The following is a 15210-nucleotide window of genomic DNA, read 5'->3' on the forward strand; positions in this document are numbered from 1 at the left end:
TTATGATGGATTGACTAACGAATGATGGGGGTTAAACATGTTTATCCATATTGTCCGGCCTGGTGATTCTTTATTTTCTATAGGCAGAAGATACGGTGCTTCAGTTGATCAAATCCGGGGTGTGAATGGATTAGATGAAACGAATATCGTACCGGGGCAGGCTCTGCTTATCCCTCTTTATGTATATACAGTTCAGCCAGGGGACACGCTGGACGCCATTGCAGCGAAAACCTTTGTCCCTATAGAGCGTCTGCGGGCAGCAAACCCGGGCATCAGCCCAAATGCTTTACAAGCAGGGGCAAAAATAACGATTCCTTCTATTTCAAATTACATTGCGGGAACGTTAAGTTTTTACGTGCTTCGAACCCCTGACCTCGATCGGGAATTGATCAGTGATTATGCGCCATACTCGTCTTCGATTTCGATTTTTGAATACCGTTTTGCACCTAACGGCGACATTGCAAACCAGTTGAATGATACGGCCGCTATTGAGGCAACATGGCGAAGGCGGGTGACACCGCTTGCGACGATTACAAACCTTACATCAACAGGATTCAGCACAGCACTTGTTCACCAAGTCCTGAACAGCCCGACAGCAAGAACCAATCTGGTCAACAATATTTATTACTTAGTTTCTACAAGGGGATATGGCGGTGTGACAATCGATTTTGAACAGGTGGGCGCCGCGGATCGTGATCTTTTCACTGGTTTTTTGCGTCAGCTGAGAGATCGTCTTCAGCCGGGAGGGTATGTGCTGACGATAGCTGTTCCGGCAAAAACAAGCGATAACATATCTTGGCTGAGAGGCTATGATTACGGGGGAATAGGAGCGGTTGTCAATTATATGTTTATCATGGCTTATGATTGGCATCATGCCGGAAGTGAACCGGGACCCGTAGCACCTATTCCTGAGATTAGGAGAACCATTGAGTTCGCGATTGCGCAGGTGCCAAGCAGAAAAATTATTATCGGAGTCCCGCTCTACGGGTACGATTGGATTATCCCTTACCAGCCGGGGACAGTTGCTTCAGCGATTTCAAATCAAAACGCAATCGAAAGAGCGATGAGGCATCAAGCTCCGATCCAATATTCAGCCGAGTTCCAATCCCCATTTTTCCGCTATACTGATCAGCAGGGGCGGACGCATGAGGTATGGTTTGAAGATGTCAGGAGTATGAGCCGGAAGATGCAGATCGTCCGCGAATATAGATTGCAAGCCATAGGCGCTTGGCAGTTAACCTTGGGATTTACGCCAGGCCCATGGCTACTACGGAAATTTTTTACGATCAGAAAGCTATAAAAAAGGCACTAGAGCCCGGTGTCTTTTTTTGATTCAGTTCCCAGCAGAACAGAATCATTCAATCATTTGTTCCTTGCATAGGGGTGCGTTCCCATTTTACGATTAGTAGTAGTCTGACCAAACAAATATTAGAATTCGATGTGAGAGGGAGCTGTCAAAATGAAATCAGTATTAATTTTGAATTTTCCTGCGGAAGGTCATGTGAATCCTACATTAGGCATCACAAATGCGTTTTCCGATAAGGGGTATGATGTCCATTACATTTCTACTGAAAAATACAAAAAACGATTAGAAGCGGCGGGAGCAACCGTCCATCTTCACCGGGATTTACTGCGAACAACACCGATTCATATCGGCTCGCCCACTGGCATTCTTGATTTTTTGAAAATTCATATCAAAACCTCGCTGGACATTTTACATATTGTCAAAGACTTATCAAAGAGTATTCAATTTGATTTTGTGTATTATGATAAATTCGGCGCGGGAGAATTGGTGAGGGACTATTTAGATATTCCAGGAGTCTCTTCATCAGCGTCCTTCCTGTTTGGTCAAGAACATCTGAAAATCCTGCCGCTGCACCCGGATTCAGGAGTGCCGCTAGAATTGGATCAAGAGTGCGAAGACCTTTTGGCAAAAATGAAAGAAACGTACGGTGTCGCTCCGAAAAACTTGGTTCAATTCATGAATAACCAAGGGGAATTGAATGTAGTATATACAAGCCGTTATTTTCAGCCAGAAAGCGATCGTTTCGGAGATGAATGTCTGTTTATCGGTCCAAGCTTTCCGAAGAGAGCAGAAAAAACAGATTTCCCAATTGAACAGTTAATAGATGAAAAGGTCATTTATATTTCAATGGGGACTGTTTTGGATCATACGGAGGATTTCTTCAACCTTTGTATTGATGCCTTTTCCGGCTTTAACGGAATAGTCGTCATCGCTGCCGGGGAAAAAGCAGATTTCACAAAACTAAAACAGGCGCCGGAACACTTTATCATCACCCCGTATGTCCCTCAGCTGGAAGTGCTCGAGCAAGCTGATGTTTTTATTACTCACGGCGGAATGAACAGTGTAAACGAAGGCATTCATTTCAGTGTGCCGCTGGTGGTCATGCCTCATGACAAGGATCAACCGATGGTGGCGCAGCGTCTCTCTGAACTCCATGCGGGCTATGTCATCTCTAAAGATGAAGTCAATGTCCAACTATTAAAACAGGCCGCAGATGAGGTTTTGCACAATGATCAGTATACGGCAGGCATAAAAAAAATCAATCAAAGCTTCCAAGAGTGTATGGATATGGATGAAGTGATGAAGCGGATTGATGAATTGATTCATCAAAAAACCAAATAAGCAAAGACTCCCGTACTTCATACGGGAGTTCATCTTTTAAAATTTAATTTTGATCTTTTGGGCATCACTGATTTTTTTATCGTTATGGTCAAATACGTCACTTGTCGTGATTTCGACCCACTTGATTTCTGCTTTTTTCTTATCAGCATCGTCGCTTGATGCGTCCAAAATAAAGCCGAGATTTCCGGACTTTTCCGCACCGCTTTCCAACTCACCATTCAACTCTTCAAGATAAATATCTTTGTTCCAATCAAAGGTTTCCCCTGTATTTGTTTTCATCAAGGCAATCGGCGCAGCATGTACTTTCTTTGAAGAGGTGTTTTTGATGTCAACGAAAACCTTAACGAAATCAAACTCTTCATCATGTGTTAACACATGAAAATAATCAATCATGCTGTAGTCCGGGCGCAAATGGATGAGCTTCATTTCTTTTACGGTTAACTCGACGTCGCCAATCTTATAAGTTTGATTCACTTGCTTGATATCCTTTAAAACAGCTTTTCCCTTATCATTAGAAAACATTTGGCCAACCTTCAGCAATGACCGGTCATCGGTTACTTGGGAATTAGGCTGATACTCATCTAAACTGTCTTTTTGCGATGACGTGCTTTGCGGTACGGCTTTTATCCCTTGCTCTCCGCGCGCACTTGGTTTTTCTGAACTGGCATTCGATGAACAGCCCGCGAGCATGATAGCGAAAACGAAAATTGAAAGAATTTTTCTCATTATGATTCCTCCATTAAAAAGAGATCCCGCTACTTCATACGAGCAACGGGACACCCTGTATTCTTTTATTTATCGATAATTTTCAGATTGTATTGTAAAGCTTTGAAGATATTTTTGGCGATTTCCGTATTATCGATTTGGCCGGCAAATGTCTCACTAGACGGACCATACGCATATACGGGGACATCTTCACCAGTATGTCCGCCTGTTGTCCAGCCGGTGTGTGAGCGTTTATCGAATATCTCCTCGATCGCATGGTCGATTTCAAGCACTTCTTTCGTTTTTGCGGCTTTTTTAACAGATTGAATTTCTGCTTTGGTTAAAGCCAATTTCTTTTGGTCAATATATGTTTTTAACGTTTTTTCAACATCCGCACCGCCAGCGATTTTTTCTGCCATAAAGTCAGGTGTGCGCTTTGCCGCTTTTATTGGTTCACTGAACCAGTTGTAGTTGCCGTCCGCACCGATAGAATACCCGCCGGTGGAGTGATCAGCCGTTGCGACAACCAATGTGTGTTTGTCTTTTTTGGCGAAATCAATTGCCGCCTTAAAAGCGTGTTCGAAGTCCTCCATCTCACTCATGGCTCCGACGATATCATTGTCATGCCCCGCCCAGTCAATCTGGCTCCCTTCAACCATAAGAAAAAACCCGTCTTTATCTTTGCTTAATTTTTTAATCGCTGTGTTGGTCATCTCTTTTAATGAAGGAATATCCTTCGTGCGGTCAATCATTTTAGGAAGCCCGCCGTCAGCAAATAGGCCGAGAATTTGACTGTCTTTATTTTTCATCAAGTCCTTGCTGTTATCCACATAGCTGTATCCCGATTTCTTGAATTCCTTAATCAAATTGCGGTCCTTACGATCAAAATTGCTTTTTCCTCCGCCAAGCAGAACATCGATTTTATGTTTGCCGTTTACCATTTCATCAAAATAATCATTGGCGATCGAGTTCATATTTTTCCGGCTGTGATTATGTGCACCGAAAGAGGCCGGAGTGGCGTGCGTGATTTCTGACGTGGCCACAAGCCCTGTTGATTTCCCTTTTTCTTTCGCCGCTTCAAGCACCGTTTTGACCTCTGACCCGCCGTTATCCACTGCAATCGCATTGTTGTATGTTTTGATTCCCGCAGACATGGCCGTTGCTGCAGCTGCAGAGTCTGTCACATTTTGCTCAGGATCATCGGGATAAGTCATTTGCTGGCCGACAAGGTATTGGTCAAATGCCGTAGGCTCTACAGTTTTTGTCTTTTTATTATCCTTTAAGTAGCGATAAGCGGACGTATAAGATACACCCATTCCATCACCAATCAGAACGATCACATTCTTAATTTCGTCTGGATTCTCCTTGGCGCTGGCTTCAGGCACACCTCCGCTGACGAAGCTGCTGAATGCAATAGATGATAAAACCGCAATAGACAGTAATTTCTTCGGGAATTTTTTCAACTGGATAACCTCCTAAAGTCTAGAATGACAACCTCATTATATTTTTAAACTGTTAAGCTGGTATTAATCGATTTTAAAGATTGGATTTACAAGATTAAGAGAGTTGCAGAAATTGTGGGGAAAGGGAGAGAGTCATATGAAGATGATTTGTGAATCAGATCGGCTGAGTGATTATGTTTGTGAGTTGAAAGAAGTTGATGATTCTCACCCGCTAATATAGAAGAAGGCAGATGAACTTTTTCATTCATCCCAAACAGACATAGAAAAAGCAAAAATTGCTTTTGAGTTCGTCAGGGATGACATAGCACACTCATGGGATATTCAAAGCAAACGAGTTACTTGCCATGCTTCAAAAGTTCTGATATTCAAGGAGGGGATTTGCTATGCCAAATCAAATCTTTTAGCTGCCTTACTGCGCGGAGAAGGAATCCCAACAGGCTTCTGTTATCAAAGATTAATGCTATTTGATACATCGGACAAAGGTTATTGTATTCATGCGTTAAATGCGGTATATCTTACTTCTGTTAGAAAATGGATAAGGTTGGATGCCCGTGGGAACAAGGAGGGAGTCAATGCACAATTTTCAATTGAGAGAGAGCGGCTGGCTTTTCAGATAAACGAGAGATTGGGAGAACAAGATAAGCCGCTGATCTACACAAATCCCCACTTAAAAATATTATCAGTATTAAGTGAACATACAGACGCCTTAAAGATGTATCTATGTCATTTACCGGACAATTTGTAAGGGGAAATCAGGGAATCAGGGATCTTTGCGAAAATCCCTGATTTTTCAATGATCAAATAATGTCTTCTCTTGAATGGCAAACTGACTGGAAGCAGAATGATTACCTTGCATCCATTTCACCTCAACCGTCATATCATGGCCTTCAAGCTCATGTTTATCTAACCGCTCTAAAAAAGAAACGGACTTCTCTTTTGCGCTGCCATCGCGAGACGTGCCGCCGGAATAATCGCGCATAGGGGTTTCTGTGTTAGAACTCAACAGAATCTCATCATCTTTTTTGATCGTTAATGCTTCCACATAAATATTGTCTGTTTCGTCCGTATCACCGATCCAATAAAGATTGCCGCTGTATTCATTCGGTGCATCTTCATTTTTTGTGAAAACTGCTTCCCATTTCTGATCCTTGCTTTCTCCCTGCCAGTTCGGATACTCCAATCGCAGATGATGAATCAGCTGATAGGAAAAAAAGATCAAGCAAAAAGCCAATAATAGGGATCCCGTGTAAATGAGGGGATATTTATAATGACTGAACATAAAAAAACTCCTATTCGCTTCATTGATTACCTTTGATTCAAAATGCTGTTTTCAGCTTGTTCCTACTCCTAGAAAATGTGTACTATCAATATATACAATTTATAATAAAAAGAAAATAGATGTAGAGGGTGACAGCATGGAAATCAATGATGACATTTACGGGAAGCACCATATAGATGGGGTGCTGGAAGAGCTTATCAAGAGTGCGCCTGTACAAAGATTAAAAGGAATCTATCAAGGCGGAGCGAGTTTTTTAGTCAATCGAAAGTGGAATGTGACCCGGTATGATCACTCCATCGGCGTGATGCTTCTCATCAAAAAGCTTGGAGGAACGATAGAAGAGCAGATTGCTGGCCTCCTCCACGACGTGTCCCATACAGCCTTTTCCCATGTCATTGATATTGTCTTTGAAAATGAAGCGGAAGACTACCATGAAAACATTTTTCATCAAGTCATTGCTCACTCTAAGATTCCGGGAATCTTAAAAAAACATGGCTATAATGCTGAAGAACTTTTAGCGGATGATACGAGATGGACAATGCTGGAACAGTCTGCGCCGGAGCTCTGTGCTGATCGTATAGATTATACGCTGCGTGACATGTATAAATATGGACATATTAGTCTGCACGAGGCGCAAACCTTTTTGGAGCATCTCATTGTGAGTGACGGAAGGCTGTTTCCGGGTGATATCGAATCCGCTGAATGGTTTGTCAAGGTGTACTATAAGGAAGTGATAGATTTCTTTTTGCATCCTGTAAATGTATATGGATATGTATATGTAGCGCGGGCATTGAAGGCAGCGCTGGAGTATCATGTCCTCTCTACAGAAGATCTGCTGAAAACCGATCAAGAGGTACTCGACATCTTACATTCATCAAAAAATGAAGAAGTGCTGGGCTTGCTTAAATTTATTCATCCCGATATACAAGTAAAAGAGGACAATATCCACTACGATTTCTATCAAAAGAAGAAAATGCGTCTCATTGATCCATCCATTTTGCATCATGGCAAATGGATGAAAGCCTCAGCTATATCTGAAAACGTCAGAAAATGGGGGGATATCGCTTATCGAAAAGCAAAAAAAGGTGTGTATATAAAAGTGTTGCATCATTAATTGCCGCGTAAGAGCGGCTTTTTTCATGTTTGTCTAAACAAACCAAGGGGAATAGGACGATTGCGGGAACATTTTATGAGAATATCAGCGTATTTACATACCGTTCGGGGGTATAGTATTATTAAGATGTTATATTGCTAGCAGTTATCCGCTTTAACTGTCTGCGGGTGAACATTACACTAAAAAATGAAGCAAAGGAGAATGAACATGAAAATCTCTAAAAAAGCACTGGGAATTCTGATGTTATCTCTGGTTTTTGTGTTATCAGCATGCGGCGCTGACAATAGCGCGAAAGAAAGCAAACCTGAAAAACATTCAGGTTCCTCATCACATGAAGAAATGGAACATTCCGGATCAGCTGACGTTCCAAAGGAATTACAGGAATCTAAAAAACCAAAATATAAAGTAGGAAGCCAAGTCATCATTAATGCTTCTCATATGAAAGGCATGAAAGGCGCCGAAGCTACAGTGACTGGCGCCTATGATACAACCGCGTATGAAGTCTCATACACGCCGACAAACGGAGGACAGCGGGTGGATCATCACAAATGGGTGATCCAAGAAGAGATCAAGGATGCAGGAGACAAAACATTAAATCCTGGAGACCAAGTGATTTTAGAGGCTGCTCATATGAAAGGCATGAAGGGCGCGACAGCAGAGATCGACTCAGCAGAAAAAACAACCGTATACATGGTTGACTATACATCGACAACAACCGGTGAAAAAGTGAAAAACCACAAATGGGTTACCGAAGACGAGCTTTCAGCTAAATAACAAAAAATCCTCCTTTACAAGGAGGATTTTTTTGCTTTCTGAACAGGTCTTGTTAAAGAAATGAGGGCAAAGAGAACCGCGATAATCACAATTGATCCGCCGCACCATGCTGTCGAGACTACAGTGCCCGTCTGATCCAAAACGACACCGCCGATAGCTGAGCCAAGTGCAATTCCGACTTGGAGGGCAGATGTATTAAAGCTTTGCTGAATGTCAGACGATTCTGGCGCAATTTCGATTAAATAGCTTTGCTGAGCAGGGGCGAGGCTCCAGCTCAGAAGTCCCCAAATCACCATGACAGGCAAAAAGAAAATCATAGACGATGTTGACAGCGGCAGTAAGAACATAATGATGGCGAAGGAACCGGTCACCAGCAAAATGCTCTTAAAGGAACCAAGCCGGTCAGAAAGCGCTCCGCCGAAAGGACCCCCGCATACAGCGGAGATGCCGAAAAGGAAATAACAAATGCTGACCCAGAAAGAGTTCAAGTGCAGAGTTTCTTCCAAAAATGGCGCAAAGTAAGCGTACAGCGTGTAGTGCCCCGCTAAAGTAAACATCGTGACAAGATGTGAACTCGCGATTTTCAGGTTGCCAATCGTCTTGATTTGATCCCGGAAAGGAATCATCTTCTCTGTCGGTATCTGTTCAAAAAAGATTGAGATAATCAGCATGGAGACGAGTGCCAAAAGGCCGATGCCAAGGAACAAAATCCGCCATCCGAAGGAATTGCTGATTAGGATTCCGAGCGGCACGCCTAATGCGATAGCAGAACTGAATCCCATAAAAATAATTCCGATGGCGCGCGCTCTGTATTCAGGCGCTACAATTTTCGGGGCAATCGTTAAAGAAAGCACCACAATCAGCCCTGTACTCATCGCTGCCAATACACGCGATACCATCAGTGTTGCAAAATTAGGGCTGAAATAGGCCACAAGATTACTTAGGAAGAAAATAAATAAGGCAATTAAATATAAACGCTTTCGCTCAATCTTCGCAGTTAATGCCAAAAGCAGCGGCCCTGACACTGCATACCCCAGCGCAAACACACTGATCAGCTGTCCGGCCGAGACTATAGAAATATCTAAATCATTTGCGATCTGAGGAAGAATTCCTCCCACAATTAGCTCAACTAACCCGACTGCAATCGTCGAAGCTGCAAGCAGGAAAACTTTAAAATTCATAACAAACTCCTTTACTGAAATGTTTTGACAAATAAAAAAATCCTGATTACAAAAAATGTGATAAACAAATTTTGTAATCAGGATTTTACGGTTCCTGGTAGACACCCTCAAACCATATTATTGAGGTTATACAAGAGATAATAGCTATTTAATTGGTGAGTTTCCGTTGAAGAGTGTAACACATTATAAATGAATCTTCCATAGAAAAATTTACAAAGAAATGAACAGAACGAAAATATGATTATATATATATTTTAAAAGTATAGACATTTAATTATTAATGTCTATAATAATATTTGTAAGCGTTTTAATTATAAGGGGGGATATCAGTTGAAAAAAATATTACTTGCGTGCAGTTCAGGAATGTCCACCAGCTTATTGGTGACGAAAATGAAGGAATACGCACAATCCATCGGAGAGGAAACAGAGATTTGGGCAGTCGGTCAGGATAAGGCAAAAGAAGACATGAAAAAAGCGGATGCCGTTTTGATCGGCCCACAAATGAGCTTTTTAAAAAGTGAACTCCAAAAAGAGGCAGATCAATACAGCATTCGAGTGGAGGTCATTGACATGATGGCCTACGGAATGGCAGATGGCAAAAAAGCATATGAGCAAGCATTGTCCTTAATGGAGAATCAATAATGGAACAGAACAATATCGCAAATTTAACAGATGAACAAATCAGTTTTCAGCTTATCCTGCACAGCGGCAATGCCCGCAGCTGCGTCGTACAATCATTGCGCGCCTACAAGGAAGAGAACAAGGAGAAGGCGGATGCCCTTATTTCTAAGGCTGATGAAGATTTATCCGCAGCCCATGACATTCACTTTCAAATGATACAGAAAGAATCAGGGGGAGAAGCAGCTGCTTTTTCTTTGCTCCTCATGCATGCCGAGGATCATCTGATGTCGACATTGACGATGAAAGAATTAGTGAAAGAGCTGCTTGATCTCTTTGAAACAAAGAATCTATAAAAATCGGGGTGAATAGGGTGTTCGAGAAAATCAGCCAATTTCTTGTTCCAATTGCAGGGAGGTTAAACAATAACCGCTATTTGCAAGTGCTGCGTGATGCATTTATGCTGGCTTTCCCGCTTACGATATTCGGGTCTGTTTTTGTCGTGTTAACGAACCTGCCGTTTTTAAACAATATGATGAGCGCAACAATGATTACGTCGTTTCAGTCTCAGTTCGGCATAGCGTCCACGGCGACAATGGGCATCATGTCTGTCTTTGTTGTGTTCGGGATAGGCTACTACCTCTCAAAAAGCTATCAGGTCGAAGCTATATTTGGCGGCGCAATCGCATTGGTTTCCTTTTTGCTCTTAACGCCATTTATCGTCCAGCCCGAAACAGGAGATGCCATCACAGGTGTTATCCCGGTCGACCGTCTCGGTGCAAAAGGCATGTTTCTTGGCATGATTACGGCATTTCTTTCCGGCGAAATTTACAGAAGAATTGTTCAAAAAAACTTGACGATCAAAATGCCTGCCGGGGTTCCGCCTGCCGTAGCAAAATCATTCGCCGCACTTATTCCGGCATTTATTACATTGACTGTGTTTTTGCTGATTAATGTTTTAGTGGCACAGCTTTTTAAAACAAATATGCATGACGTGATTTACCATGCGATACAGGCTCCGCTTGTCGGACTTGGAAGCGGTATCATACCGACGCTGATTGCCGTGTTTTTCATTCAAATCCTTTGGTTTTTCGGACTGCACGGACAGATCATTATCAACTCTGTGATGGACCCGATTTGGAATACACTGCAGGTCGAAAACCTTTCAGCCTACACGGCTGGAAAAGAAGTTCCTCATATCATCTCAAAACCGTTTATGGAGATTTATACAGTTGGGATGGGCGGAACGGGGATGACGCTTGCGATCGTATTGACAATTCTCATATTCATGAAGAGCAGGCAGATGAAGCAAGTATCCAAGCTTGGTCTCGCTCCCGGTATCTTTAATGTAAACGAACCAATTATCTTCGGGCTTCCGATTGTCATGAATCCAATCATTCTTGTGCCTTGGGTATTGGCGCCGATGATTGTTACGCTTGTCACCTATCTAGCCATGTCAGCAGGGTTCGTTCCGCCTCCGACTGGTGTCACGGTACCGTGGACGGTTCCATTATTTATTAACGGCATAATGGCGACGAACTCAATCATGGGGGGCATCATGCAGCTTGTCAATCTGCTGATTGTCTTTGTGATATGGTTTCCATTCCTAAAAGCAATGGATAAATTAAATCTGGCAAAAGAAAAAGAACAGGCAGTTCAGGAAAAGGCTGCACAGCAAAACGATAACAATATCAAAATGTGATAAGGAGAGAGAGACATGGCACAAGCAGAACAATATCGCTTTCCAAAAGATTTTTGGTGGGGATCATCCGCTTCAGCAACACAAACCGAGGGTGCTGCCGATAGAGATGGAAAAGGGCAGAATATATGGGATTACTGGTTTGAAAAAGAGCCGCATCGGTTTTTTGATCATGTCGGGCCCGCTGCGACATCTCAATTTTACGACAAATATAAAGAAGATATCAGGCTGATGAAGGAGCTTGGGCACAATTCATTTCGGATGTCAATTTCCTGGTCGCGTTTAATACCGGGAGGAACAGGCGAGATTAATGCCAAAGCAACGGAATTTTATAACGATGTCATTGATGAGTTGATCGCGAATGATATTGAGCCTTTTGTCAATTTGTTTCATTTTGATATGCCGATAGAACTTCAAAAAACCGGCGGCTGGGTAAACAGAGAAACAGTTGCCGCTTATGAAAACTATGCGAAAACATGCTTCCGTTTGTTCGGCGATCGGGTGAAAAAGTGGTTCACGCATAATGAACCGATCGTCCCTATAGAAGGCGGATATTTATATGATTTTCACTATCCAAACAAGCTCGATTTTCAAGAGGCTGTCCAGGTCGGATTTTATACGATGCTCTCAAGTTCCAGAGCCATTCAAGCTTACAGAGAGATGAAGCAGGACGGAAAAATCGGCATTATCTTAAATTTGACACCTTCGTATCCCAGAAGCAGCCACCCGGCGGATGTCAAAGCAGGGGAAATAGCCGACGCTTTTTTTAACAGGTCCTTTTTAGATCCATCTGTCAAAGGTGAGTTTCCGAAAGAGCTGGTTGCCATTTTGAAGAACGAAGGCTTTATGCCTGACTATAAAAAAGAAGATCTTGATATCATCAAACACAACACGGTTGACCTATTGGGAGTAAATTATTATCAGCCAAGACGTGTAAAAGCAAAAGAACATCTTCCGAATCCCGACGCTCCTTTTTTGCCGGATAGGTATTTTGATCCTTACGTCATGCCAGGCCGCAAAATGAATCCACATCGCGGCTGGGAGATTTACGAAAAAGGTGTTTATGATATTTTGATCAACGTAAAAGAGAACTACGGGAACATCGAGTGCTTCATTTCGGAAAACGGTATGGGGGTAGAAGGCGAGGAGCGCTTCAGAGATGATCATGGCATCATTCAAGATGACTATCGGATCGAGTTTATAAGGGAACATCTCAAATGGATTCACCGCGCCATACAGGAAGGCTCTAATGTGAAAGGCTATCACTTATGGACGTTTATGGACAACTGGTCTTGGACAAATGCTTATAAAAACCGCTACGGATTTGTATCAGTCAATCTTGAAAAAGACGGAGAAAGAACTGTTAAAAAGAGCGGCAAATGGTTTAAAAAGGTTGCTGAACAATACGGTTTCTAGATTTTCGAAAGCTGCATAATCTTCCGGCAATCACCAAGGTGAACAAGATGATAATCAGCCGCGATATTGATGAAATAGGGAAAAGCACTTATGATATCCGTAAAGAAGCTTATGCGATATCAAACTCTAACAGCTGCCGGAGGATACTAATGAATAAATACGAAATCATTGCAAATGAAATGAGAGATAGAATCAAAAATAACGTATATCCGATCGATCAGCCTATTCCTGATGAAGTATCGCTCGCAAAAGAGTTCGACTCCAGCCGCATGACGATGAAAAGGGCTCTGGATAATTTAGTTGCCGAAGGGCTGCTGTTCAGAAAGCGAGGCCACGGCACGTTTATTATTAAATCAGCGATACAGGATGACCATGTCCATGTGGTGAGTAATGAAATTCTCGGATTAACCAACCTGCTGAAAGATAAGAATATCAAAAGCAAGGTCATACAGTTTGAAGTGCAATTCCCCACAGAGGATGTAGCTGCCCATTTGTCCATTGATCAGAAAACACCGGTTTATTATGTTGTACGGCTGCGGATTGTAGAGGGGGAGCCTTATGTATTGGAGAAAACATATATGCCGACCCATTTAATATCAGGCATTAATGATAGTGTTCTTCATGATTCGATCTACAGCCACATCTCAAACGTGCTGCACCTCAAAATTGCCGGATCACATCGGAAAATCAGGGCCTGTAAATCTGATTATATTGACCAGGAATATTTAGGTTGCAAACAGGATGATCCTATTTTGGAAGTCGAACATGTGGGCTTCTTAGATAACGGTATTCCATTTGAATATTCCTTTTCACGTCATCGGCATGACAAGTTTGTCGTGACTTCAGTAAACATACGGCGTTGATCGCGGAGATAACAAGGAGGCCATCTGCATGCTTGGCGGAATTGAGGCAGGCGGCACAAAGTTTGTTTGTGCCGTCGGTAATGAAGATGGAACGATCATTGACCGACTAGAGATCCCTGCAACATATCGATAAAGTGCCTGCACCGGCAGTGAATGAAGTCGATAACGCGGTGATCACTGTATATGTACAATCGGACTACTTCACAGTCTGTAAATGGAAGATTAGCGCCAAGCTATGTTTCCTTCTCATCAAACTTATTTGCTTGGGAGTGTTCTGAGCGAATCAAGACGGATGATAAATAATGGTATAAATGCAATAAAGGCTCACACTTTATTTTGTCTGCACATCTTGGTGAGTTTTTAATAGAAGGAACATGTGAATTGTTGATAAGTCATCCTTAATGAATGGTTTTAATGGATACTTACATCATGTAATCTAAAGAGTGACGACAGAATCTCTCTATAAACAGCAGTTTCTACATTATACGATTGATACAAGGGGTGCACCCTACCTTACATATATTTCCGTTGTGAGTTGCGATCAGCAAACAGCTTCTTGTTGTGAGGTCTAGCTGCAAACAAGTGGGCTTCACTTTAGCTGGAAACTCGACTAGAGAGATATGGAATGGGACTTCTTTAACTATCAGAAGTTTTCTCAAGCATTTACATCGCCTAACCAAGGATTGTACTTATTCGGTATTTCCGGCAGAATCTTAGCAGCTGCCGGACCTGTCTTAATGATTTGATCAATTCTTCATACATAGCATGCCGTATTTCTTTTCGAATGCTTTATTTTTATCTCATTTGTACATAGGCATGGGGCAAAGCATAAATGAATAAAATAAAAGAATAGAAAAGTGTTGACTGAGTAAATTGCACATGGTATATTATTAAACGTCGCTGATGAACAGCACGAAACAAAACGAAAAACAAAAAGTTTTTCTAAGGTGTTTACAAGTTTTAAAAAACGTGTATAATAAGAAAGGTCGAAAAGAAAGACACTGATCTTCTGAAAAAATATCTAAAAAAACTTCTTGACTCCATCATCAAATGATAGTATGATAGTTGAGTCGCTTGATAAGCGCCCGTAGCTCAATTGGATAGAGCGTTTGACTACGGATCAAAAGGTTAGGGGTTCGACTCCTCTCGGGCGCGCCATTATAAAGATACCACGCGGGTGTAGTTTAGTGGTAAAACCTCAGCCTTCCAAGCTGATGTCGTGAGTTCGATTCTCATCACCCGCTCCATTATTTATGAAATGATCTTTGAAAACTAAACAAGACAAAACGTACCTGTTAATTCAGTTTTAAAAAAATCGCACAGTGATGTGCGTAGTCAGGGGCCTGCACGATGCAGGTCATGCAGATGTTCTCACAGGATGTGATGAACTTAATCTGCGCTCCATTACTTCATGGAGAGTTTGATCCTGGCTCAGGACGAACGCTGGCGGC

General features: G+C 42.2%; 12 protein-coding genes, 2 tRNA genes, 4 pseudogenes and 1 riboswitch. Of the genes and pseudogenes, 14 read left to right on the forward strand and 4 right to left on the reverse strand.

Translation table 11 applies throughout. The features are described from left to right. Positions 1 to 37: 37 nt before the first annotated feature. Together AAGG74_RS21265 and AAGG74_RS21270 are read left to right on the forward strand one after the other, a co-directional pair. Positions 38 to 1300 carry a glycosyl hydrolase family 18 protein gene (locus tag AAGG74_RS21265; protein ID WP_429677120.1) on the forward strand — a complete coding sequence of 421 codons (1263 nt, stop codon included), beginning with the start codon at positions 38 to 40 and terminating at the stop codon, positions 1298 to 1300. A gap of 159 nt (positions 1301 to 1459) precedes the next feature. Then, entirely contained in the window at positions 1460 to 2647 is a 1188-nt protein-coding gene (locus tag AAGG74_RS21270) for a macrolide family glycosyltransferase (protein WP_429677121.1), read from the forward strand. 36 nt (positions 2648 to 2683) lie between these two features. Here AAGG74_RS21270 and AAGG74_RS21275 read toward each other — a convergent pair whose 3' ends face one another. Both AAGG74_RS21275 and AAGG74_RS21280 read right to left on the reverse strand, forming a co-directional pair. Then, a complete protein-coding gene (locus tag AAGG74_RS21275) occupies positions 2684 to 3373 on the reverse strand; it encodes a membrane lipoprotein lipid attachment site-containing protein (protein ID WP_429677122.1) in 690 nt (229 codons plus the stop codon). 65 nt (positions 3374 to 3438) lie between these two features. Continuing rightward, on the reverse strand, positions 3439 to 4815 hold the full coding sequence (locus AAGG74_RS21280) for an alkaline phosphatase family protein (RefSeq protein WP_429677123.1): 1377 nt from the start codon (positions 4813 to 4815) through the stop codon (positions 3439 to 3441). A gap of 136 nt (positions 4816 to 4951) precedes the next feature. Here AAGG74_RS21280 and AAGG74_RS21285 point away from each other — a divergent pair. Continuing rightward, positions 4952 to 5560 (forward strand): annotated as a pseudogene (locus AAGG74_RS21285) (transglutaminase-like domain-containing protein). 45 nt (positions 5561 to 5605) lie between these two features. Here the strand turns inward: AAGG74_RS21285 and AAGG74_RS21290 are convergent. Continuing rightward, positions 5606 to 6094 (reverse strand): DUF4944 domain-containing protein, encoded by a 489-nt coding sequence (locus AAGG74_RS21290; RefSeq protein WP_429677125.1) that lies wholly within the window; start codon positions 6092 to 6094, stop codon positions 5606 to 5608. A 136-nt stretch (positions 6095 to 6230) separates the two neighbouring features. Between AAGG74_RS21290 and AAGG74_RS21295 the strand changes: the two genes are divergently transcribed. Further along, a complete protein-coding gene (locus tag AAGG74_RS21295; protein WP_429677127.1) occupies positions 6231 to 7208 on the forward strand; it encodes an HD domain-containing protein in 978 nt (325 codons plus the stop codon). Positions 7209 to 7365: 157 nt separating this feature from the next. Further along, positions 7366 to 7982: pseudogene (locus tag AAGG74_RS21300) on the forward strand (YdhK family protein). Positions 7983 to 7996: 14 nt separating this feature from the next. On the opposite strand, the gene pbuE reads toward AAGG74_RS21300, so the two are convergent. Beyond that, positions 7997 to 9163, reverse strand: coding sequence for a purine transporter PbuE (gene pbuE, locus AAGG74_RS21305; protein WP_225493536.1), 1167 nt, complete (start codon positions 9161 to 9163; stop codon positions 7997 to 7999). Positions 9164 to 9217: 54 nt separating this feature from the next. Next, positions 9218 to 9317, reverse strand: a riboswitch (purine riboswitch). A gap of 176 nt (positions 9318 to 9493) precedes the next feature. Between pbuE and AAGG74_RS21310 the strand changes: the two genes are divergently transcribed. The 9 genes and pseudogenes from AAGG74_RS21310 (at position 9494) to AAGG74_RS21350 (ending at position 15006) form a co-directional block, all read left to right on the forward strand. Further along, positions 9494 to 9805 (forward strand): PTS sugar transporter subunit IIB, encoded by a 312-nt coding sequence (locus tag AAGG74_RS21310; protein ID WP_162104162.1) that lies wholly within the window; start codon positions 9494 to 9496, stop codon positions 9803 to 9805. Further along, entirely contained in the window at positions 9805 to 10137 is a 333-nt protein-coding gene (locus tag AAGG74_RS21315) for a PTS sugar transporter subunit IIA (RefSeq protein ID WP_429677129.1), read from the forward strand. The genes AAGG74_RS21310 and AAGG74_RS21315 overlap by 1 nt, the downstream gene beginning before the upstream one ends. A gap of 17 nt (positions 10138 to 10154) precedes the next feature. Beyond that, entirely contained in the window at positions 10155 to 11483 is a 1329-nt protein-coding gene (celB, locus tag AAGG74_RS21320) for a PTS cellobiose transporter subunit IIC (RefSeq protein ID WP_162104164.1), read from the forward strand. Positions 11484 to 11498: 15 nt separating this feature from the next. Beyond that, a complete protein-coding gene (locus AAGG74_RS21325; protein ID WP_429677131.1) occupies positions 11499 to 12896 on the forward strand; it encodes a glycoside hydrolase family 1 protein in 1398 nt (465 codons plus the stop codon). A 149-nt stretch (positions 12897 to 13045) separates the two neighbouring features. Further along, positions 13046 to 13759, forward strand: coding sequence for a GntR family transcriptional regulator (locus AAGG74_RS21330; RefSeq protein ID WP_162104166.1), 714 nt, complete (start codon positions 13046 to 13048; stop codon positions 13757 to 13759). A gap of 28 nt (positions 13760 to 13787) precedes the next feature. After that, positions 13788 to 13877 (forward strand): annotated as a pseudogene (locus AAGG74_RS21335) (fructokinase); the annotation flags it as partial. Beyond that, positions 13873 to 14161 (forward strand): annotated as a pseudogene (locus tag AAGG74_RS21340) (mannose-6-phosphate isomerase); the annotation flags it as partial. The pseudogenes AAGG74_RS21335 and AAGG74_RS21340, both read left to right, overlap by 5 nt. A gap of 679 nt (positions 14162 to 14840) precedes the next feature. Beyond that, positions 14841 to 14917 (forward strand) — tRNA-Arg (locus tag AAGG74_RS21345). A gap of 15 nt (positions 14918 to 14932) precedes the next feature. Continuing rightward, positions 14933 to 15006: transfer RNA gene (locus tag AAGG74_RS21350), tRNA-Gly, on the forward strand. The last annotated feature ends 204 nt before the right edge of the window (positions 15007 to 15210 follow it).

Source organism: Bacillus mexicanus, from assembly GCF_050445615.1.
Taxonomy (GTDB): Bacteria; Bacillota; Bacilli; order Bacillales; family Bacillaceae; genus Bacillus; species Bacillus mexicanus.